Annotated in this window: 25 protein-coding genes; 10 read left to right on the top strand and 15 right to left on the bottom strand. The window is 73.6% G+C overall.

What is annotated here, in order from left to right; all coding sequences use genetic code 11:
* Complete coding sequence (locus AB0L25_RS22770) at window positions 1-1,071, top strand: Rv1352/Rv1906c domain-containing protein (RefSeq protein ID WP_500174646.1); 1,071 nt, start codon at window positions 1-3, stop codon at window positions 1,069-1,071.
* A gap of 19 nt (window positions 1,072-1,090) precedes the next feature.
* Here the strand turns inward: AB0L25_RS22770 and AB0L25_RS22765 are convergent, their stop codons facing one another.
* Window positions 1,091-2,056 carry a UbiA family prenyltransferase gene (locus AB0L25_RS22765; protein ID WP_500174645.1) on the bottom strand — a complete coding sequence of 322 codons (966 nt, stop codon included), beginning with the start codon at window positions 2,054-2,056 and terminating at the stop codon, window positions 1,091-1,093.
* A gap of 92 nt (window positions 2,057-2,148) precedes the next feature.
* Window positions 2,149-2,736, bottom strand: coding sequence for an HAD family hydrolase (locus AB0L25_RS22760; RefSeq protein WP_500174644.1), 588 nt, complete (start codon window positions 2,734-2,736; stop codon window positions 2,149-2,151).
* 56 nt (window positions 2,737-2,792) lie between these two features.
* Between AB0L25_RS22760 and AB0L25_RS22755 the strand changes: the two genes are divergently transcribed.
* Window positions 2,793-3,461, top strand: a complete 669-nt coding sequence (locus AB0L25_RS22755) for a TetR/AcrR family transcriptional regulator (protein ID WP_500174643.1) — start codon at window positions 2,793-2,795, stop codon at window positions 3,459-3,461.
* A 156-nt stretch (window positions 3,462-3,617) separates the two neighbouring features.
* Window positions 3,618-3,842, top strand: coding sequence for a hypothetical protein (locus AB0L25_RS22750; RefSeq protein ID WP_500174642.1), 225 nt, complete (start codon window positions 3,618-3,620; stop codon window positions 3,840-3,842).
* Between the two features lie 138 nt (window positions 3,843-3,980).
* Here the strand turns inward: AB0L25_RS22750 and AB0L25_RS22745 are convergent, their stop codons facing one another.
* Both AB0L25_RS22745 and AB0L25_RS22740 read right to left on the bottom strand, forming a co-directional pair.
* Window positions 3,981-4,280: a Dabb family protein gene (locus tag AB0L25_RS22745; RefSeq protein ID WP_500174641.1), complete on the bottom strand. Its 300-nt coding sequence runs from the start codon at window positions 4,278-4,280 to the stop codon at window positions 3,981-3,983.
* 80 nt (window positions 4,281-4,360) lie between these two features.
* The gene (locus AB0L25_RS22740) at window positions 4,361-4,816 is read right to left on the bottom strand and encodes a flavodoxin family protein (protein ID WP_500174640.1); all 456 of its coding nucleotides are present in this window, start codon (window positions 4,814-4,816) and stop codon (window positions 4,361-4,363) included.
* A 95-nt stretch (window positions 4,817-4,911) separates the two neighbouring features.
* Between AB0L25_RS22740 and AB0L25_RS22735 the strand changes: the two genes are divergently transcribed.
* The 3 genes from AB0L25_RS22735 (at window position 4,912) to AB0L25_RS22725 (ending at window position 7,639) form a co-directional block, all read left to right on the top strand.
* Window positions 4,912-6,108 carry a serine hydrolase domain-containing protein gene (locus AB0L25_RS22735; RefSeq protein ID WP_500174639.1) on the top strand — a complete coding sequence of 399 codons (1,197 nt, stop codon included), beginning with the start codon at window positions 4,912-4,914 and terminating at the stop codon, window positions 6,106-6,108.
* A 16-nt stretch (window positions 6,109-6,124) separates the two neighbouring features.
* The gene (locus AB0L25_RS22730) at window positions 6,125-6,811 is read left to right on the top strand and encodes an endonuclease V (RefSeq protein WP_500174638.1); all 687 of its coding nucleotides are present in this window, start codon (window positions 6,125-6,127) and stop codon (window positions 6,809-6,811) included.
* 66 nt (window positions 6,812-6,877) lie between these two features.
* Window positions 6,878-7,639, top strand: a complete 762-nt coding sequence (locus tag AB0L25_RS22725) for a glucose 1-dehydrogenase (RefSeq protein ID WP_500174637.1) — start codon at window positions 6,878-6,880, stop codon at window positions 7,637-7,639.
* Between the two features lie 7 nt (window positions 7,640-7,646).
* Here AB0L25_RS22725 and AB0L25_RS22720 read toward each other — a convergent pair whose 3' ends face one another.
* Window positions 7,647-9,026, bottom strand: coding sequence for an amidase (locus tag AB0L25_RS22720; RefSeq protein WP_500174636.1), 1,380 nt, complete (start codon window positions 9,024-9,026; stop codon window positions 7,647-7,649).
* A 70-nt stretch (window positions 9,027-9,096) separates the two neighbouring features.
* Between AB0L25_RS22720 and AB0L25_RS22715 the strand changes: the two genes are divergently transcribed.
* Window positions 9,097-9,690 (top strand): TetR/AcrR family transcriptional regulator, encoded by a 594-nt coding sequence (locus AB0L25_RS22715; protein WP_500174635.1) that lies wholly within the window; start codon window positions 9,097-9,099, stop codon window positions 9,688-9,690.
* Window positions 9,691-9,934: 244 nt separating this feature from the next.
* On the opposite strand, the gene AB0L25_RS22710 is transcribed toward AB0L25_RS22715, so the two are convergent.
* Genes AB0L25_RS22710 through AB0L25_RS22700 form a run of 3 tightly spaced genes read right to left on the bottom strand, consistent with a single transcriptional unit; the run spans window position 9,935 to window position 12,979 of the window.
* The gene (locus AB0L25_RS22710) at window positions 9,935-10,951 is read right to left on the bottom strand and encodes a HEAT repeat domain-containing protein (protein WP_500174634.1); all 1,017 of its coding nucleotides are present in this window, start codon (window positions 10,949-10,951) and stop codon (window positions 9,935-9,937) included.
* 10 nt (window positions 10,952-10,961) lie between these two features.
* Window positions 10,962-12,302: a sensor histidine kinase gene (locus AB0L25_RS22705; RefSeq protein ID WP_500174633.1), complete on the bottom strand. Its 1,341-nt coding sequence runs from the start codon at window positions 12,300-12,302 to the stop codon at window positions 10,962-10,964.
* Window positions 12,299-12,979: a response regulator transcription factor gene (locus AB0L25_RS22700; RefSeq protein ID WP_500174632.1), complete on the bottom strand. Its 681-nt coding sequence runs from the start codon at window positions 12,977-12,979 to the stop codon at window positions 12,299-12,301. The genes AB0L25_RS22705 and AB0L25_RS22700 overlap by 4 nt, the downstream gene beginning before the upstream one ends.
* 27 nt (window positions 12,980-13,006) lie before the next feature.
* Here AB0L25_RS22700 and AB0L25_RS22695 point away from each other — a divergent pair, with 27 nt between their 5' ends.
* Window positions 13,007-13,480 carry a hypothetical protein gene (locus AB0L25_RS22695; protein ID WP_500174631.1) on the top strand — a complete coding sequence of 158 codons (474 nt, stop codon included), beginning with the start codon at window positions 13,007-13,009 and terminating at the stop codon, window positions 13,478-13,480.
* A 1-nt stretch (window position 13,481) separates the two neighbouring features.
* Here AB0L25_RS22695 and AB0L25_RS22690 read toward each other — a convergent pair whose 3' ends face one another.
* The 5 genes from AB0L25_RS22690 to AB0L25_RS22670 form a co-directional block, all read right to left on the bottom strand.
* Window positions 13,482-14,969: a tetratricopeptide repeat protein gene (locus AB0L25_RS22690; protein ID WP_500174630.1), complete on the bottom strand. Its 1,488-nt coding sequence runs from the start codon at window positions 14,967-14,969 to the stop codon at window positions 13,482-13,484.
* A 140-nt stretch (window positions 14,970-15,109) separates the two neighbouring features.
* Window positions 15,110-15,652 carry a P-loop nucleotide/nucleoside kinase family protein gene (locus AB0L25_RS22685; protein ID WP_500174629.1) on the bottom strand — a complete coding sequence of 181 codons (543 nt, stop codon included), beginning with the start codon at window positions 15,650-15,652 and terminating at the stop codon, window positions 15,110-15,112.
* A 49-nt stretch (window positions 15,653-15,701) separates the two neighbouring features.
* Entirely contained in the window at window positions 15,702-16,178 is a 477-nt protein-coding gene (locus tag AB0L25_RS22680; protein ID WP_500174628.1) for a hypothetical protein, read from the bottom strand.
* Between the two features lie 48 nt (window positions 16,179-16,226).
* A complete protein-coding gene (locus AB0L25_RS22675; RefSeq protein ID WP_500174627.1) occupies window positions 16,227-16,427 on the bottom strand; it encodes a DUF397 domain-containing protein in 201 nt (66 codons plus the stop codon).
* Complete coding sequence (locus tag AB0L25_RS22670) at window positions 16,418-17,218, bottom strand: helix-turn-helix domain-containing protein (protein ID WP_500174626.1); 801 nt, start codon at window positions 17,216-17,218, stop codon at window positions 16,418-16,420. The genes AB0L25_RS22675 and AB0L25_RS22670 overlap by 10 nt, the downstream gene beginning before the upstream one ends.
* A 139-nt stretch (window positions 17,219-17,357) precedes the next feature.
* Between AB0L25_RS22670 and AB0L25_RS22665 the strand changes: the two genes are divergently transcribed.
* Complete coding sequence (locus AB0L25_RS22665) at window positions 17,358-17,744, top strand: ATP-binding protein (RefSeq protein ID WP_500174625.1); 387 nt, start codon at window positions 17,358-17,360, stop codon at window positions 17,742-17,744.
* 35 nt (window positions 17,745-17,779) lie between these two features.
* On the opposite strand, the gene AB0L25_RS22660 is transcribed toward AB0L25_RS22665, so the two are convergent.
* Window positions 17,780-18,412, bottom strand: coding sequence for a PaaI family thioesterase (locus AB0L25_RS22660; protein ID WP_500174624.1), 633 nt, complete (start codon window positions 18,410-18,412; stop codon window positions 17,780-17,782).
* A 109-nt stretch (window positions 18,413-18,521) separates the two neighbouring features.
* Between AB0L25_RS22660 and AB0L25_RS22655 the strand changes: the two genes are divergently transcribed.
* Window positions 18,522-19,175, top strand: coding sequence for a DUF4870 domain-containing protein (locus tag AB0L25_RS22655; RefSeq protein WP_500174623.1), 654 nt, complete (start codon window positions 18,522-18,524; stop codon window positions 19,173-19,175).
* A 33-nt stretch (window positions 19,176-19,208) separates the two neighbouring features.
* On the opposite strand, the gene AB0L25_RS22650 is transcribed toward AB0L25_RS22655, so the two are convergent.
* Window positions 19,209-20,033, bottom strand: coding sequence for a TIGR03619 family F420-dependent LLM class oxidoreductase (locus AB0L25_RS22650; RefSeq protein ID WP_500174622.1), 825 nt, complete (start codon window positions 20,031-20,033; stop codon window positions 19,209-19,211).
* Window positions 20,034-20,084 lie beyond the last annotated feature (51 nt).

The raw sequence follows: 20,084 nt of genomic DNA, 5'->3' as shown, positions 1-20,084 counted from the left end.
GTGACCATTGGCCAGTGGAGCGATTCCATCCCGGGTAACGGCACGTTCTTCGTCGGCATCGACATCGCGCCGGGCCGGTACCTGTGCACCGACGCCAAGGGCGGCTGGTGGGTCCGCTACCCGGGGCCGGGCGGGGGCGAGCCCGTCGCGTCGTGGCCGCTGCCGGAGGGCGGCATCGAGATCGAGATCGCCGCCACCGACGTCGCGTTCGAGACCCACACCGGCGCCGACTGGAAGCGCGTCGGCGGCACCGCGAAGACCGGATCGGGCGAGGCCCCCGAGCCGCGCCCCGTCGCCGACCCGGCGCTGCGCGCCGAGCTGGACGCCGTCGCCGCGCGCGGCATGCTGCCGGGCTGGCTGGTCCCGACGTCGATGCTCATGCTCGGGCTGATCGGGTCCACGCTGCTCGGCCCGTTCTGGCTGCTCGGCCTCGGCATGCTCGCCGTGATGATCACGTTCGGGTCCCGCTCGCTGGCGCCCGACATCCGGCGCGTCCGCGAGCTGGAACGCAACCGCGACCGCTACCACACCCTCGACGACTTCGATGCCGAGGGCCGCGCGATGCTGGCCCGCGCGCAGGCCGCGCTCGACGCCGTCCGCGACTCGCGGGTCAACCGGGAGGGCCTGCTGGACTCCACCGACAACGCGGTCATGCTGCCCCGCCAGGAGTGGGAGATCGCGCAGGTCCTCGCGCGCCAGTCGAAGCTGCGCGCCGACCACGCCGAGATGGCGGGCGCGGCGACGTTCCCCGAGGTGGAGGCGGCGCTGCGGCCGCTCCGCGAGAAGCTGGAGCTGTCGGTCGAGTCGGTCGACCGGCGGATCGAGGCGCTGGAGCGGTACGCCGAGCGGGTCCGCGCCGCCGACGAGGCGCTGGACGCGCACCGCCGGCTGGAGGAGATCGCGGCGAAGGCGCACGAGTACGACGAGCTGGTCGCCGACACCGTCCGCGACGACCTGGCGATCCCCGCGATCGACCGGCTCACCGAGCAGTCCGAGGCGCTGATCACCACGCTGCGGGAGCGCCTCACCGCGGCCGCCGAGGCCGCCGACCAGCTCCCGCCCGCGTCCTGATCCGGCCGCCCGCAAAGCCCTAGAGGACGCCCGTGTAGGCGAGGGCGAACGCGAGGTACGGCACGAGGAACGCCCAGCACACGACCACGATCCCGTGCACGACCTCGCCCGGCTCCCGCGCCCGCCCCAGGTACCGGTGGTAGAGCCAGACGAGCACCGGCGCGAACACGGCCTGCACCCACAGCGTCCGCTGCGGGAACACGTGCCCGGCCGCCGCGAGCGCGACCGTGCCCCCGCACGCGGCCGTCCAGGCGGCGAGCCCGATCCGGTAGGCCCCGCGGGGCCCGAGCCGCACCGCGATCGTCGTGTAGCCGCTCGCGAGATCGGCCCGGTAGTCGGTGACCGTCGTCGGCACGTACAGGGCGGTCGCCACCAGGACGCCCAGCACCGCCATCGCCCACGGGAAGCCGTCGAGCGGCCGCACGACCGTCCAGCCGGCGAGCAGCGCCAGCCCGCCCACCCCGACCGCGTTCGTCGCCACGTCGAACCCGGGCCGGTCCTTCAACCGCGCCGGCGGCACGCTGTAGAGCCACCCGAGCACGAGGAACCCGAGCGTCACCAGCGCGAACGCGGGCCGCACGGTGAGCGCCACGAGCAGCGCCCCGGCCGCCGCCAGGTGCGCCGCGACGAGCGCGCCCCGCACCCCGAGCCGTCCCTCGACGAGCGGCGCGTCCTCCTTGCGCGGGTTGCGCAGGTCGCCGTCCAGGTCGAACGCGTCGTTGATCGCGAGGACGGCGAGCCACACCAGCGGCCCCCACACCACGAGCCCGGTCAGGACGGGCGCCGCGGCCCGCACGCACTCCCCGGTCGGCGGCGCGCAGGCGTCCTGCCCCGCCACCAGCCACCGCGTGGCCAGCAGGTGCCCGACGTAGAAGGGCACGAGCGACACCAGCCAGATCGCCGGACGGGCGATGAGCCAGAGGTCGAGCAGGACCCGCCACGCGCACGGCACCGCCGCACGCCGTTCCGACTGGTGAGCGCGCACGGCCGCCACCCCCGGGGGACGATCACCTATTGACGTCTCGTCCACTTGACCTTCCCCTTACCCGCCGCTCCATGCAAGGGGCGGGGGGCGGGTCAGGAGAGGAGGGCGCGGACCTGGTCGGGGCCGGTGAAGAGTTCGGCGCGCATGCCGACCTCGCGGGCGGCGAGGACGTTGCGCTCGGTGTCGTCGAAGAAGACGACGTCGGCGGGGTCGACGCCGAGGCGTTCGGCGCAGATGCGGTAGGCGCGGGGGTCCGGCTTCGCGACGCCGATCCGGCAGGAGTAGGTCAGCGCGTCGAAGCGGGCCAGCCAGGAGGCGTGCTTCTCCTCCATGCGGGGGACCAGATCGGTGATGATGTTGGAGAGCAGGCCGAGGGTGCGCCCCTCGTCGGCCAGCTCGCCGACGAGGGCGACCATGCGGTCGTCGACGTCGGTCCAGCTGTCGAGGTCGGCCTCGACGAGGGCGGGCACGTCGGCGAACTCGGTGCCGAGGGCCGCGGCGACGTTCGTCCAGTAGGCGGTGCTGTCCTGGCCGGCGTCGTAGGCGGGCCTGTTGGACCAGTACGCGTCCCAGAACGCCGGGCCGGAGCGGCCGGCCAGGGACTCGATGCGCCGCACCGCCTCCGGGGACTGCGTGCGGGCGATCACTCCGTAGAGGTCGAACACGATCACGTCGGGCATGTCCCCGAGCCTACGCAAGGCGAGCAAGCGGTTGCCCGAGGCGGCATAATGATGGGGTGACCACGACGAACGCTGATTCCGGACGCCCCAGAACCCGCAGTTCCGGCGGGGGCGGAACCCGTCGCCGCGGCAAGGGGTCCCCGGCCCTGGCGTCGGAGCGGCGGGAGCACCTGGTCAAGCTCGCGGCCGAACTGTTCGCCGAGAAGGGTTTCCAGGCGACGACGGTACGCAACATCGCCGAAGAGGCGGGCATCCTGTCCGGCAGCCTCTACCACCACTTCGACTCCAAGGAGTCGATCGTCGACGAGATCCTCACCGGCTTCTTCGAGGACATCATGGCGGCGTACCGCCGCGTCATCGACGAGAACGACGACCCGCGCGCGACGATCGCCGGGCTCGTCCGCACCGCGTTCGGCACGCTGGAGCCGCACCGCGCGGCCATCACGGTGATGCAGAACGACTGGAACTACCTCAAGGGCATGGAGCGGTTCGCCTACCTGACCAAGTCCGAGGACGAGGTCGAGAAGATGTGGGTGGACACCCTCCGGGCGGGCCAGGAGCAGGGCGTGTTCCGGCTCGACCTCGACCCGAAGCTCACCTACCGGATGATCCGCGACACGGTGTGGGTCGCCATCCGCTGGTTCAAGCCGGGCGGCAAGCTCAACGCGGAGGGCCTGGCCGAGCATTACCTCAAGGTGATGTTCGACGGCATCAACCTGCACTGACGCGGGACGCGCGTCCCGGTCGCGCGGCGGCCCCGCGATTTCGCCGGTGCGCCCTCGAGAACCCCTTTAGTGTGCTTAGTCACACTTCCTGGGCAGGGGTGATGACTTGGCCCGTGGGGACGCTGTTACGGATGAGTTCTACGGGGGGAGGGCGACATGACGGCCGATCAGGACGCCGGAAACGGGGAGCCCACGCCCGCCATGCGCACCGCCACGGCGCGCGGGCTGCAGGAACAGTTCCCGGGGGTGCGGGTCTGGTACGGCGAGGCGACCGGATCGTGGTGGGCCATGGTGCCGCTGCGCGACGGGCCGCGGCTGCTGGAGGCCGAGACACCGCAACGGCTCCGCGACGCCATCCTGAACGCGCGGGCGCGCGGGTGATCCATGGCCGGTGAGCGCGGAGGCGCGGCCGGAATCGAGGCCGCCCGCCGGAGACGGGGCGCGATCCGTCCCCGGCGGGCGGCGTCTCATCGACGTTAACCCGAAACAGCTTCAGACACAAGCGCTTGCTCGGTGCCCTTAGCGCTCGTACTGGACGACCGCCCGCTCGGCCGTGATCGGCGCGATGCGCCCGTCCGCGATCTCCCGGTGCGCCGGATGGTCCCGGTACACGAGGTAGGCGTCGCGGTCGGCGAAGTCCGCGACCACGACGAAGTCGTACGCGCCCGGGGTCACGCCCGCGTCGGCGCCCATGGAGTACTCCCGGATCTCCGGGATGAGTCCCGGCAGCTCCGCGAGCCGCGCCGCCACGTCCTCCTGCTGGCCGGTGGTCGTCCCCTCGGCCCATCTGAACATCACCACATGCCGAAATCCGCTCATGTCGGCACGTTAGCGGTGTCGCGATCTCCGTCGCGGGCGCCGTCGCGTCCCCGGCGCGTCGCGGCCGTCCGGCGGGACGGTCAGACGGTGCCGAGCTCGGCGGCGACCATCGCGCCGAGCTCCCAGCACTCCTCGAGCGCCGCGCGGCCCGGCTCGCCGGTGACGACGGCCGGCGGCCGGACGGCGCGCCACTTTAGGCCCGTGGTGATCGACTCCAGGGCGCGCAGCGCGCCGGTCGCGTCGTTGCCCGCGTGCAGGTACGCCCCGAAGGGGCGGCGGACCGTCTCCTCCAGGCACGGGTAGTACACCTGGTCGAAAAAGTGCTTGAGGGCGCCCGACAGGTAGCCGAGGTTGACCGGGGAGCCGAGCAGGTAGCCGTCCGCCTCCAGGACGTCCACGGGGGACGCGGTCAGCGCGGGGCGGGACACGACCTCGACGCCCTCGATCTCGTCGGCGGACGCGCCGGACCGCACGGCCTCGTACATCGCCTGCAGGTTCGGCGACGGGGTGTGGTGGACGATCAGCAGCCTCTTCATCGTCTCCGACTCTAACCGGGCGGCCGTTCCCCGATCGCGCGCCCGTTCCCGAACGTGATTCGATGAACTTCCCCGTGGAAAGGCAGGATTCCCCCATGACCGAGTCCCCCACCGAGTCCCCCACCGTGCAGGGCCACTGCGACCCGGCGTTCGCCGGTGTCCGCGAGGTGTTCGAGCGGAACTTCGCCGAGGAACGCGAGCTGGGCGCCGCCGTCGCGGTGTACGCGGGCGGCCGCAAGGTCGTGGACCTGTGGGGCGGGATCGCCGACCGCCGCACCGGCCGCGAGTGGCGGGAGGACACGCCGTGCTTCGGGTTCTCCTGCACCAAGGCGGTGACGGCGGCCGCCGCGCTGCTGCTCGCCGAGCGCGGCGCCTACGAGGTGGACGGCCCGGTCACCGCCTGGTGGCCCGAGTTCGGCGCGGCGGGCAAGGACGCGACGACGGCCGCGCACCTGCTGTCGCACCAGGCCGGGCTGCCCGCGTTCGCCCGTCCGGTGTCGGCGGAGGAGGCCGCGGACGCCCCGGCGCGCGCCGCCGAGCTGGCCGCGCAGGAGCCGGAGTGGACGCCCGGCGAGGGGCACGGCTACCACGCGCTGACCTACGGGTGGCTGGCCGGGGAGATCGTGCGCCGGCTGTCCGGACGGACGGTCGGCGCGTTCGTCCGGGACGAGTTCGCCCGCGACCTCGACCTGTGGATCGGCGCCCCGGACGACGTCATCGAGCGGGCCGCGAAGATGTCGGCGAGCCGCCGGGTGACGGCCGGCGGCGGCACCGACGCGCCGCGCCCGGCGGGCGACGCCTCGCTCCTCGACCGGCTCGCGAGCGCGTACACCGACCCGGGCAGCCGCCTGAACCGGGCGCTGAACAACCCGCACCCCGGCAAGGGCGGCTACAACAACCCGGTGGTGCTGCGGGCGGGCTGGCCGGGGGCGGGGATGATCGCGACGGCCCGCGCGTTCGCGGGCTTCTACCGCGATCTCGTCGCGGGCCGGATCCTGCGCCCGGACACGCTCCGGGAGGCGATCCGGCCGCGGGTGAGCGGCCCCGACCGCACGATGCTGATCGACAGCGCGTTCGGCCTCGGCTTCATGCGTCCGGCGCAGACGTTCTTCGTCCCGGCCGCCGGACGCGACTCGGCGTTCGGGCACACGGGGGCGGGCGGCTCGATCGGGCTCGGCGACCCCGACGCCGGGCTCGCGGTCGCCTACCTGCCGAACCTCATGGGCGACCACCTGTCCGGCGACCTGCGCGCCTACCGGCTCGTCGAGGCCGCGTACGCCGCGCTCGGCTGAGATAGCGTCCCGGTCCATGGAGGTACGCGATCTTCACCGGTGGCCGTCCACGCCGGAGGAGGCGGAGGCGATCCAGGACGGGCTCCGCCCGCTCCTCGACCTCGACTCCCCCGGCCCGGGCCGTCCCCGAACGGTCGCCGGGCTGGACGTCTCGTACGCGGGCGACGGCGGCGGGACCGGGACGCGCCTGGCCGCGGCGGCGGTCGTCCTGGACGCCGCCACGCTGCGGGTGGTCGAGGAGTCGGTCGCCGTCGGGACGGCCGCGTTCCCGTACGTCCCGGGCCTGTTCGCGTTCCGCGAGCTGCCCACGCTGATCGAGGCGCTCCGCGAGCTGCGGACGACGCCCGACCTGCTCGTCTGCGACGGGTTCGGCGTCGCGCACCCGCGCCGGTTCGGGCTCGCGTGCCACCTCGGGGTGCTGACCGGCCTGCCGACGATCGGGGTCGGCAAGACGGCGTTCGTCGGCGAGTACGCGGCGCCCGGCGGGCGGCGGGGGGACGCGAGCCCGCTGACGGACGGCGGCGAGGTCGTGGGGCGGGTGCTGCGGACGCAGGACGGCGTCAAGCCGGTGTTCGTGTCCGTCGGGCACCGCGCGGGCCTCGACGCCGCGTGCCGGACCGTCCTGGAGCTGGCGCCCGAGCACCGGCTGCCGGAGACGACGCGGCGCGCGGACCGGCTGTCGCGGGAGGCGCTGCGCGGCTGACGCCCCTTGTTCGCCAACCAAGCGTTCGCTAGTTTTGCTGCGACGGCACGGCGAGAGGGAGCGTTGATGGGACGGCTCGACGGCAAGGTGGCGCTGATCACCGGCGGCGCGCGCGGCATGGGCAAGGCGCACGTGCGCCGGTTCGTCGCCGAGGGCGCGAAGGTGGTGTTCGGCGACGTCCTCGAGGAGGAGGGCGCGAAGCTCGCGGCCGACGTGGGGGACGACGCCCGGTTCGTCCGCATGGACGTCACGAACCCGGACGACTGGGCGAACGCCGTCCGGACCGCCGTCGAGACGTACGGGGCGCTCAACGTCCTGGTGAACAACGCGGGCATCATGCGGCACAAGCGCATCGAGGACATGTCCGTGGACGAGTTCAAGCAGGTCCTCGAGGTGAACCTCGTCGGCCAGTGGCTCGGCGTGAAGTCGGTGACCGCGGCCATGCGGGACGCGGGCGGCGGCTCGATCGTGAACGTCTCGTCGACCGAGGGGTTCATCGGCGCGTCCGGCCTCGCCGCCTACAGCGCCAGCAAGTTCGGGATCCGCGGCCTGACGAAGGCCGCGGCCCGCGAGCTGGGCCCGGACGGCATCCGGGTGAACTCGATCCACCCCGGCGGCGTCCTGACCCAGCTCTCCCTGCAGGAGGACGTCGTCGCCGCCACCGCCGACAGCGCCGACGCCTTCCTGAAGGCGCTGCCGCTCGGCCGCATGGGCAAGACGAAGGAGGTCTCGGGCCTCGTCGTGTACCTGGCGTCCGACGACTCGTCCTACTGCACCGGCAGCGAGGTCCTGGTGGACGGCGGCATGCTCACGGGCGCCGGTTACTGAGCCGCGCTCAGGCGGCCCGCCGGTCCGTCCACCCCTCGACGGCCTCGAGCTGGGCCGCGAGCGAGATCAGCGTGGCCTCGTCGGAGTCGCGGCCGAGGAGCTGCGCGCCGATCGGCAGGCCGTCCCGGGTGAGCCCGGCGGGCACGTTCACGCCGGGCCACCCGAGGACGTTCCACGGCCACGCGTACGGGCAGGCCGCCGCGGCCCCGGACTGCGTCCTGCGGTACCCGGCGCCCTCGAAGGCCCCGACCCGCAGCGGGCGCGACGCGGTGGTGGGCGTCAGCACCACGTCCGCGTACCGGAAGATCCGCCCGACCCTGCGCCACAGGTAGGGGTCCATCTTCCTGACCAGCGGCAGCAGGCGCCGGCCGACCACGCGCCCGATCCGGGCCTCCACCTCCGTGCGGGCCTCGGGCCGCGGGTCGTCCATCGCGTCGAGCCAGTCGGCCACCCCGGCCGTTCCGCGCGGGATCAGCCCGAGCCCGACCGGCCCGTAGTCGGGGTCGGCGGGGAAGACGCGGTGCCCGAGGTCGGTCAGCCGCCGCGCCAGCCGCTCGACGCCCGCCCGGATCTCCGGGTCGAGCCGGCCGCTCACGCCGAAGGCCGTCCGGAACGACACCGCCACCCGCAGCCGCCCCGGGTCCCGCTTCGCCGCCTCGGCGAACGGCCTGAGCGGCGGGTCCAGCCGGTACGCGTCCTCCGGGCGGCTCCCCGTGAGCACGTCGAGCAGCAGCGCGGCGTCCTCCACGCTCCGCGCGAGCGGCCCCCACACCGTGATGCCGTTGAACGGGTCGGTGTGCGGGAACCCCGAGACGCGGCCCCGCTGCGGCTTGATCCCGACCAGCCCGGTCCAGGCCGCCGGGATGCGGATCGACCCGGCCCCGTCGGACCCGACCGCCGCCGGGACCATCCCCGCCGCCACGGCCGCCGCCGACCCGCCCGACGACCCGCCCGGCGTGTACGCGGGGTTCCACGGGTTCCGCGCGACCCCGTACTCGGGCGACTCGCTGAACGGCCAGAGCCCGACCTCGCACGTCGTCGTCTTGCCCACCACGATCGCCCCGGCCGCCCGCAGCTTGCGCACCACCTCGGCGTCCCGCGTCCGCACCGGGTGCTCGCCGCCGACCGCGAACGGCGTCGTCTCCCCCGCCAGGTCCGTGTCGTCCTTGATCGCGACCGGGACGCCCAGCAGCGGCAGCCGTTCGCCGTCGCGCAGCCGCTCGTCCGCCGCCGCGGCCTCCCGCAGGGCCGCCTCGTCCCGCACGACCCGGAACGCGCCCAGATCGTCCCGCCGCCGGATGGCGTCCAGCGACGCCTGCACCAGCTCACGGCTCGAGACGTCGCCGTGCGCGAGCGCGTCCGCCTGCCCCGCCAGCCCGAGGTCCACGCGACCACCTCTCTCGTTCGTTCGAACGAACGATATCGATGACATGCGCGATGGGGAAGACTGAACCCCGATGAGCGCCCGCGACCAGATCCTCAGCGCCACCCTCCGCCTGATCGGCGAGCAGGGCATCGGCGCCGTGACCAACCGCGCCGTCGCCAAGGCGGCCGGCGTCTCCCTCGGCTCCCTGACCTACCACTTCCCCAGCCAGGACGCCCTGCTGCGCGAGGCGCTGCAGACCTTCGTCGACCTCGAGATCGCCCGCATCACCGCCCGCCTCGCCGAACTCGCCGACGCGGGCGTCGCGCCCGGCCAGGCTCCCGACCAGGTCGAGAAGGCCGTCATCGACTTCGGGCAGGGCCCCGAGCAGCTCGCCAACCTCGAACTGCACCTGCACGCCGCCCGCGACCCCGGCATCCGCGAGACCGCGACCCGCTCCGTCGAGGCCTACGACCGCCTCGCCGCCGCCGTCCTCACCGGCCTCGGCATCCCGGACGCCGAACGGCACGCCCCCGCCGTCGTCGCGCTCCTGTACGGCCTCGCCATCCGCCGCCTCGCCACCGGCGATCCCACCGCCGGCGGCACCGCCGACGCCTTCCGGCTCCTGCTCTTCGGCGCGCTCCCCCGGGAAAGCGGAACCGGCCCGGACGGTCCCAGAGCGGGGTAACGAGACCGTACGGGCCGGATCCTGTCTCAATCAGGAACCTCGGCCGGACCCCAGGTCCGGCCGCCACTTCACCGTCCGCCAGTGCACCTCCACCGGGTCTGGGACGCGACACCCCTGAAGCTAGGCCCCCGCCCCTCCCCCGTCCCGCCCCTTAAGGCTCTCTTAGGGATGGGCTGAGCCGGGCTTATAGGACCAAGATCCACACGCCCGCCGGACCGGTGTTCCGGCCGCCTGGCCAGCGATTTCACCAGCCGTCGCTGGCATGGTCGGGCGAGACGATGCGGGCGAGGGCGCGGGAGAGTTCGCCGGACGTCCAAGTGCCGTCGTCGGCGACGAGGCGGCGCAGGGACGGGGCCAGCGGTGCGGCCGTCCCGCCCCAGCGGGACACCTGGCAGGCGAGCTCGAACAGGAAGGGTTCGAGGGCTCCGGGTTCGGCGGCGTCCAGGCGGGCGCGGATCGGCGGCAGCAGGACGGACGCGTGGTCCTTCATCGCGTGGACGGGCCACTCGATGTCCTTCGGCAGCCGGTCGCGGGCGAGGATCTCCGCGAGGGGTTCGGCGGCGCGGGCGTCGCCGCGCCGGGCGAGCGTGCGGACGGCCAGGTCTCGGGCCGCGCCGACCGGACGGGCCAGCGCCCCCGCGATCAGGTCGTGGGCGCGGCGATGGGGCGCCCGCGCCAGGACGCGGACGGCGCGGAGCGCGACGCGGTCGTCCGGTGAGGCGGCGAGGTCGGCGAGCGGACGCAGGAGGTCGGCGGTGTCGCGCGGCGGCGGGGATTCGGCGGCGCGCCAGGGCTCGGGGAACAGTTCGGTGCACAGGTCGAGGGCCTGGAAGACGTGGCGCGGGTCGTCGAGGCGGGAGCGGACGTACGCGACGCGCTCGGACGAGTCCAGGTCGTCGAAGGTCTCGGCGATGCTCGTCCATGCGCGGCCCGTCCGGTCGAAGGCCAGGCGCACGGCCCGGACGGTCGCGATGCGGAAGCTCGCGTCGTTGGAGTCGGTCGGGTGGTCGCGGGCCGCGCGGAGGGTGACGCGGACGGGCAGGGGTCCGGCGCCGAACTGGTTCTCGAGGTGGTCGTGGGCGGTGTCGTCGACGACGGGGACGAACCGCGCCTGGGAGTCGGGGTACTCCATCGCGCCGGGGGCGAGCGCGTTCACGAACGTGTACGTCTCGGCGGGCTCGAAGTCGAGCACGATGTAGGCGAACTGGCCCGGGCAGCCCGTCTGCTTCTTGTGCCGGACCTCGACTCCGATGGCGCGCATACGTCCGACGCTAGCGGGCGTGGCGGCGGCGGACGAGCCGGCGGGAGCGGCGGGGCGGCGGCAGGTACTTCGTGCGGAACCACATCTGGATCTGGGCGCCGCCCAGCACCGAGCGGTGGATGCGCAGGTGGCCGCCGGTGGACTCGGCGGCGCGGCGGGCGATGTCGAGGCCGAGGCCGGTGGAGCCGCCGCCGCTGCTGCCGCGCCGGAGGGCGGCGTCGGGGTCGGCGATGCCGGGGCCGCCGTCGGCGACGAGGATCCCGGTGACGCCCTGCCCCTGGTGCAGGGTGACGGCGAAGGCGGTGCCCTCGGCGGTGTGCCGGAACACGTTGCCGAGGAGGGCGTCGACGGCGGCGGCGAGTTCGGTGCCGGGGAGCGGGAGCGGCGCGGGCTCCTCGGCGCCGATCAGCTCGCAGGCGCGGCCCTCGTCCTCGGCGAGGACGGACCAGAACCGCACGCGGTCCCGCAGGACCTTCGCGGCGTCGCAGCTGCCGCGCCCGGTGGGGCGGCGGACGGTGCGGATGATCTGGTCGACCTCGCGTTCGATGCGGTCGACGGCCTCGCGGGTCTCGTCGGCGACGGGTCCGGGGCCGAGCGCCTCGACGTTGAGGCGGAGCGCGGCGAGGGGGGTGCGCAGGCGGTGCGAGAGGTCGGCGGCCATCTCGCGCTCGGCGGCCAGGAGCTGGACGACGTGGTCGGCCATGGCGTTGAAGGCGCGGCCCGCCTCGACGAGTTCGGGCGGGCCGTCGGGTTCGATGCGCACGCTCAGCTCTCCGTCGCCGAACGCGGTCGCGGCCACCGCGAGCCGCCGGGTGGAGCGGATCATGCGGTTGCCGAGCCGGTCGGCGACGGCGACCGACCCGGCGACGAGGGCCGCGGCGACGGCCGTCATGACGAGCCACGCCTCGAGCACGCCGCGGGACATGTCGGCGGACGGGACGAACACCTCGATGACGGCGATGCGGCCGCCGTCCAGGGCGACCGGCTGCAGGAGCGCGTACCCCTCGGGCACCCGGACGGTGTAGGCGCGGCCGCGGCGCCCGGCCCGGTCGAGCTGGCCGGGGTCGGCGCCGACGTCGCCGCGGGACCCCGCCGGGACGGTCGCGCCGCCCGGCAGGTGCAGCGTCATGCGGCCGGCGGCGCCCGCGCGGGTGCTGGCGACGGCGCGTTCGAGCGCGGCGGGGTCCTCGGTGACGGCGAGGACCGGGCCGAGGGCGCTGGCCTGGCGCTCGGCGGCGGTGAGGGCGCGGTCCCGGGCGATCTCCCGGACGGTGAGGGCGAGCGGGATGAGGAAGGCGAGCGCGACCATCGAGGTGACCGCGAGGGACACCAGGACGAGCGTCCGCCTCATGCCTGCGGCGGGGCGAGCCGGACGCCGACGCCGCGGACGGTGTGCAGGTAGCGGGGCGCGGCGGCGGTCTCGCCGAGCTTGCGGCGCAGCCACGACAGGTGCACGTCGATGGTCTGGTCGTCCCCGTACGCCTGCCGCCACACCTCGGCGAGGAGCTCGCGGCGGGCGACGACCCGGCCGGGCCGCGCGGCGAGGTAGGCGAGCAGGTCGAACTCGCGGCGGGTCAGCCCGAGGCCCGCGCCGTCCAGGCTGGCCTCGCGGCGGTCGAGGTCGATGTGCAGGCCGCCGACGGTCAGCTCGGCGGCGGGCCCGGACCGCGCGGACCGGCGCAGCACGGCGGCGAGCCGGGCGTTGAGGTGCTCGGCGGAGAACGGCTTGACGAGGTAATCGTCGGCGCCCGCGTGCAGCAGCCGGACGATCTCGGGCTCGTCGTCGCGGGCGGTGGCGATGACGACGGGGACGTCGGAGACGCCGCGGAGCATCTTCAGCACCTCGGCGCCGTCGAGGTCGGGCAGCCCGAGGTCGAGGATGACGACGTCGGGCGGCTCCCGGGTGACCTCGCGGAGGGCGTCCATCGCGGTCCCGGCGCTGCGCACGACGTGGGAGCGGGCACCGAGCTCGCGCATCAGGGCGGAACGGACGTCGGCGTCGTCCTCGACCACCAGAACACTTGCCATGGCGGCACCGTATGCCACGATGTGCTGATGCGTCGCGCGATGTCGTATGTTGCCCCGTGGGCGGGGGTGACCGCGCTCGCGGTGACGCTGTCGTGGCTCGGCGTCCGCGACGTGGTGCGGGCGACGGTGTCCGAACGGGCCGCGCCGCCGCCGATCGCGGGCCCGGTGATCCGCGCGAGCCCGACCGTGCCGAGCCCGTCCGTGCCGAGCCCGTCCGCCCGCCCGGACGACGACGGGCGCGACCGGGCGCCCGAGCCGACCGCGGCGCCGCGGCCGCCGGGGAACGTGCGCAGCTACGCGGTGAAGGGCGGGCAGGCCGCGATGTCGCTGGACGGCGGCGAGGTGCGGCTCGTGTCGGCCACGCCGAACCCCGGGTTCGAGACGCGCGTGACGCAGGCGCGGGGCTGGCTGCGCGTCGACTTCCTCGCCGACCGCTACACGTCGTCGATCATCGCGGCGTGGAACGGCCGCGAGCCGCTGATCAGCGTGTACGAGTACTGAGTCAGGCGTCCTCCTCGCGGCCCACGGACACGGCGTCGATCAGCCCGTCCTCTGTGAAGCCGACGGTCACCCGGTCGCCGTCCGGGGACACGCCCTCGACGACCCCGGCGGACATCCGGATCCGGAACCCGTGGTGCGCCATGAACCCCTGGACGACGTTGCGGTGGTCGTTCGGGAAGACCTCGGCGGCCGTCATCAGCAGCAGCGGCGCCGCGATCCGGTCGAACCGGGCGACGGGCAGCGCGGGGTCGTCCAGGTGGAAGAAGCTCGACCCCTTTCCGTCGTTGATGGCGCAGCTGTGGACGCCGTTCCCGCCGAGCAGCGCGCCCGCCCCGATGGCCATCGTCGCCGCGGCCTGGTGCGGGTTCGGGAAGCCGCGCAGGTCGAGCCGTCCCGTCACCAGTTCGGGGACGCCGCGCCGCTCGCCGTGCTCGCGGATCGCGCGCACCGGCGCGACGGCGGGCTCGTCCGGGGAGAAGTGCGGGTTGGCCCATCCCCACAGCCAGCTGTCGTCGAGGCGGGAGAAGCTGCCGAGCAGCGTGACGCCGCGGAAGACGCGGTTCCCGACCGCGAGGGTCCGGGCGTGGAGGTCGAACCGGACGTCGCCGTCGCCGAGCGCCTCGTTGAGGACGTCCTGCCGGTGGATCGCGGCGGCCGCCTCCGCCCCGGCGAACGCCTCGAACTCCGTGCTGAAGTCGGCGAGGCCGGACGGGAACCGGGACCAGTACCGGGCCCGCCGCTCGTCGCCCCGGTAGCGGTAGATCTCGCCCAGTTTGTCCGCCGCCGCCTCGCTGCCGTCGTCCTGCACGGCGCGGCGGAACCACGCGACGGCCGCGTCCTCGTCGCCCGCCCGGCCGCGGGCCATGCCGAGGGAGTAGGCGGCCTTCGGGTGCCGCAGGTCGGCCGCGCGGCGCCACGCCGCGTCGCGTCCGTCGAGGTCGCCCCGGTCCTCGCGGACGAACCCGAGGTTGAAGGCCGCGCCGGCGTTGCCCCGCTCGGCGGCGCGGGCGTACCAGGTCGCGGCGGCGTCCAGGTCGCCCTTCCCGTTGTCGTCGTACAGCCGGCCGAGGTTGAACGCCGCCTTGTCCTCCCCCAGCTCCCAGGCCCGCCGGTAGAGGTCCATGGCCTCCGCCGTCCCACCCTTCCGCTCCAGGACGGCCGCGAGGTTCAGCATGCCCCCGGCGTCGCCGCCCTCGGCCGCCCGCCGGTGCCACCGCTCGGCCGCCGAGAGGTCGCCCTTCCGCTCCATCGCGTACCCGACCTCGAACGCGCTCGCCGCGAACCCCAGGTCGGCGGCCCGCTCGAACCATTCCACCGCCCGGTCGTCCGCCCCCCGCCGCGCGGCGATGATCCCGAGCTCGTGCGCGCCGCCCGGATGCCCGGCCTCGAAGGCGCGCCGGAACAGCTCCTCGGCCTCCGCCGTCCGGTCGGCGTCCCTCGCGGCCGTCCCGCGCTCGTACAGCTCGACCGCCCCGGCCGGGTACTCCATGTGCCGCCTCCTCGGAAGGTTCCGTGATCTCCTCCCTCGACGCCGCCCGGCCCGGCCGGGTTCCCTCGTTCGCCCGGTTCAGCCGCCGGACGCCGCGGTCCGCGACACGCCCCCTCGGCTTGGGATGCGTCGAGGCCCGTTCAGCGGTCCCGGTCGCGAATCCAGGCGACGACGCGCCGCACGTCGACCGGTCGCGTGGTGTCGACGCGCAGGGTCGGCCCGATCTCGAGCGGCCGGGCCGTGTGCCGGCGGCTTTCCCATTCGTCGTCCGTGAGCGGGTCGCCGTGGACGGGGTGGCGCGGATGACGGGCCTCGAAGCGGCGCCGGGCGATCTCCAGCGGGACGTCGCACCAGACCTCGACCACCCTGGGGCCGCCCGCCCGGTTCAGCCCGCGCACGACGAGCCTCCGTGTGTCCGTCGGCCAGCAGGACTCCAGGACCGCACCGGCGGGCGCGTCCGCCAGCAGCGCCCACATGGTCTCGTTCGCCGCCGCGCCGAGCATCGAGTTCCAGCGGCGCTGCGGAACTCCGGGCGACTCGACGCCCAGCACGTCGGCGTGGGTCTCCTTGATGACGTCCTTGCTGAACATCGGCAGCGCGAGGCGGCGCGCCACCTGCCGGGCGAGGGTCGTCTTCCCGGCCCCGGGCAACCCGTTGACCAGCACGGCGAGCGGTTCCGTCATGCCGCCCCATCATGCGCCTTCGCCGCCCGCGGCGCGAACGGCCTCGCGGCTACACCGACTCGTCCACCAGGTGGGCGTTCCAGACCGCGGCCGCCTCCTCGTGCGCGTCGACGCCGGAGAAGAAGGCATCGCCCAGCGCCGCGAAGTCCGGATCGCCGACGCCCGTGACCTCGACGAACTTGGGCCGGTACACCGCGAAGCCCTGCGGGGCCGGCTGCGGGCGGTAGGGGACGGCCATCTTCAGCGACCGCCGGGCCGGACCGTACTCGACGGCCTCGACGATCAGCGCGTCGACGCGCGACGTGCCGAAGTTGAGGTAGGCGTCGACCACGAGCGCCGCACGGGTCCAGTCGTCCTGACCGGCGTCCAGCGCCTCCTGCCCGGCCGCCGCGGCGTCCCCGACGTCGTCATGGACCAGCCGGCTCATGACCCGCTCGCCGTTCGGCTGCTCATAGGCGAGTATCGGGATCAGCGTCTCGCCGTCCGAGACGCTCCAGACACCGTGGGCGGCGAAGAATCCAGCCATTGCGGCCATCTCATGCATGGTGTGGGAATGTAGCCACCCCCTACGACATCAGAGCAGCCGCGTCCCGTCGTGCGGCGCGGCGCGGACGGCCTCGCGGAGGGCGGCGCGGGTGAGCAGGATGACCGGCCCGCCCGGGTCCTTGCTGTCCCGGACGCCCACCACGCCGGAGAGCGCGGCCACCTCGACGCAGTTGCCGCCGTTCTCGCCGCTCCGGCTCGCCTTGCGCCAATCGGCGTTGCTCAGGTCCATTTGTCAAGCGCCTTCCTGATTACATCCAGTGACATGTCTTCCGGGAGTGCCCGCGCCCGTAGTTCTCGCAGTGCGTTGGAGAGCTTCGCCAGATCCTCGGGAGCGTCGGTCGTGATACCGCGAATGATGGTCTCCAGGTATGCCACTTCGCTGCGGTCTTCCATGGTAGCCATCACGCACGCGCCGCCCGTGCCTGAAGGACGCCCATTGTTCCGGACGATCTGGATGGTGACGTTGGGTAGTTCGCTGAGAGAGATAAGATGCTCCATCTGCTGACGCATCACCTCAGCCGACCCGACCATGTAGCTGAGCACTGCTTCACCCAAGAGGGCAGTCAGGGTTGTGGGGGGTCTGTCTTCCCTGGTGAGGATTCCCTGACGAGACAAGCGCGCTTCCACTGCCTCATCGTTGTTGAGGAACATGCGTGCGTAACTTTCGTGCTGAAGCAGCCCTGGAACGATCGTGTGCTCGTAGGTAATCAGCTCGACGGCATCAGCCTCGATCTGCGGCCAGTCGAACCAGATCGGGACTGGGTGGCCGTCCTTGTTCAGGTCACCCCACAGACTGACAAGAAATCCGCCCGCCTCCAAGTAGTCGTCCACTAACTCGACGTACGACCGTGTGGCTCGCTTTTTCCCGGCTTCGATCCTGCTCACCTGGGCGGGGCTGACCTTCGTCAGGTGAGCGATCGTCTCCTGCTTGAGGTCTTTCGCCTCCCTCAGTCGCCGCATCTGCCGTCCGAGCGCGACGAGGGCCGGAGACTCTTGAGGACGCTGACGCCGGACCGCCATGATTACTTACCTCTCTCGGTAACTTACAGTTACGGCGGGGGTCTTGCCTTTGACCGCCACTTTGCAGCGGCATGCCGATCCTAACTCTCAAGGTGGCTGAATGTGTGCTGTCAGCCACACACGGTGATGGGAGCTGGGCATGGTGGAGGCGACGCACGCGGAGATGGTGGTCAAGCGCCACCTCAAGTCGGTCGCGGAGGTTCGGGGGTTCGTGCGGCTCGTGGTCGGGGCGACGGGGGTGGACGACTTCGTCCCCTGCCTGGTCGCGAGCGAGCTGGTGACGAACTCCATCCGGCACACGACCGGGCCGGACGACGTCACGTTCAGGATCGGGTGGAACGAGGACCGCTCGCTGTGGATGGAGGTGCAGGATTCCCTCTGGGAGGAGCCGCGCGTGCAGCGGGCGGACCTCGACGCCGAGTCGGGGCGCGGGATGTTCGTCGTCGAGTCGTACACGCGCTACTGGGGCGTCCGGCCGTTGAGCGGGAACGTCGGGAAGGTCGTGTTCGCGGTGCTCGACCCGTGAGCCGAGCGCGGCGGGCGTGATTCAGGACGCGGGGGTCAGAAGGCGGCGGCGGGGGCGGTCTGCGGGGCGATGAACATCGCGCTGGCCTCGACGGTCACGCGTCCGTCCGGGCCGCTGATGGTGCCGTCGGCGTAGATCTTGCGGCCCTCGACGCGGCTCGCCTTGGCCTCGACCGTGAGCGGGACGCCGAGCGGGGTGGGGCGGCGGTAGCGGGTCTCCAGGGTCGCGGTCATGCCGGGCGTGCCGGTCGCGGCGGCGGCCATGCCGAGCACCTGGTCCATGATCATCGCGGAGACGCCGCCGTGGACGAACGTCGGCGGGCCCTCGTACACCGCGGGCAGCGTGAACTCGGCGCGGACGATGCCGTCCTCGGAGACCTCGATGTCCACGGGCGGCGCGAGCGGGTTGAGGCGGCCGGTGACCGGGTTGGCGATCTGCCGGTCGAGCCCGCTCTCGCCGACCGTCCCGAAGGGCGGGTGGGCGCGGCGGGCGGCGTTCAGGCGGTCGGTGAGCGCCGCGACCTCGGCGGCCACGGACGCGGCCTCGGCGGGCGCGACCTTGGTGAGGGTCATGGCCTCGGCCAGCTCCCGGACCCGGGCGGCGAGCGCGGCGAGCCCCGCTTCGTCGTCGCCGGACAGGACGTCGCGGTCCACGAACACCTCTCTCATCGAGCCTCCTTCAGCCGAACGGAATTCTAAGATGCGCGGCGATATGCCCCGTACGCCGGGGTCTCCGTTGAGCCCCGGAGAGAGACCGTTCCGGATAGATTCCTGACCCATGACCGATCAGCCGCCCCCCGACCCGGACCGGCCGCCGCCCCACCCGTCGCCGTACGGGCAGCCGTCCGGATCCCGACCCGACTTCGCCCCGCCCGACGACTGGTCGTACGGGCAGGCCCACGGCCAGGGGTACGGCCAGCCGGGCTACGGGCAGGAGGGCCATGGCCAGCAGCAGTACGGGCAGGGCTACGGGCAGCAGCAGTACGGGCCTCCCGGAGGCGGCCATGGCGGCTGGGGGCACGGACCGCCGCCCGGCGGCCCCTACCCCGGAGGGCCTCACGCCGGACGGCCCGGCGGCGGCGACGAGCCGATGTGGGCGATGTTCTGCTACCTCGGCTCACTGATCGTCGGCTTCGTCGCGCCGCTCGTCATCTACTTCGTGAAGCGGCAGGAGTCGGCGTTCGTCCGCTACCACGCCGCGCAGGCGCTGAACTACGCGATCACGCTGCTGATCCATGTCGTCGCGATCCTGCTCGTCACCGTGGTGCCCATGATCATCACGGAGAACCCCGTGTTCCTGATCCCGCTCGCCCTCATGTACCTCGAGGTGCTGATCAGCCCGTTCGTCGTGCTGATCATCGGCTCGGTGAAGTCGAACAAGGGCGAGTACTTCCGGATCCCGGCGTTCTTCTGCTTCCGGATGGTCCGCTGACGCGGGCGCGTCCGGCCGTCCGGCCCGTCCGGCTCACAGGTAGGACGACGCGTACTCGTCGAGGCGCGGGAGCACCGTGTCGCGGTCCCCGGCGGGTACGCGCAGCACCGCCTCCTCGATGCCGAAGGAGGCGTAGTAGTCGAGCTTCTCGGCGGACGGCAGCGTCCCGAACGGGATCACGGGGACCATCGGGCGCCCGGCGTCCGCGCAGGCCCGCCGGAGCCGGGGCAGCGCCTCGCGAATGCCCGCGCCGCCGATCGGCAGCCAGCCGTCCCCGTACTCGGCGACGTGCGCGAACAGCGTGGGCCCCGGGGCGCCGCCGAGCAGCACCGGTACCCGTCCGTCCGGCTTGGGCCACGACCAGCTCGGCTCGAACGCGACGAACTCCCCCTTGAACGACGCCTCCTCGCGCGTCCACAGCTCGCGCATGGCCAGGACGTGCTCGCGCGCCATCGCCCGGCGGCGCTTCCAGGGCACGCCGTGGTCGGCGCCCTCCTCGGCGTTCCAGCCGTAGCCGACGCCGAGCGCGACGCGGCCGCCCGCGAGCCGGTCCAGGGTGGCGACGGCCTTCGCGGTGACGATGGGGTCGCGCTGGGCCGGGAGCAGGATGCCGGTGCCGAGCGTGATCCGCTCGGTGACGACGGCCGCGGCGGCGAGCGCGACGAGCGGGTCGAGCGTCCGCCCGTACTCGGCGGGCAGCGTGCCGTCGCCGGTGGGCGGCGGCGTCGCCCGCGACACCGGGATGTGGGTGTGCTCCGGCAGGTACAGCGACGCGAAGCCGCGCGCCTCCGCCTCCCGCGCCAGGTCGTGCGGCGCCATCGTCAGGTCGGTGGCGAACATCGTGACGCCCAGCCGCATCCCCCGGCTCCCCTCTCTCGCCCGTCGGCCGACCCACCCTAATCAAGCGGT

It is taken from the genome of Spirillospora sp. NPDC052242 (assembly GCF_040679555.1).
Lineage (GTDB): Bacteria > Actinomycetota > Actinomycetes > Streptosporangiales > Streptosporangiaceae > Spirillospora.
Note: the sequence above shows the minus strand (reverse complement) of the source record. Positions and strands in the feature narration are given on the sequence as shown.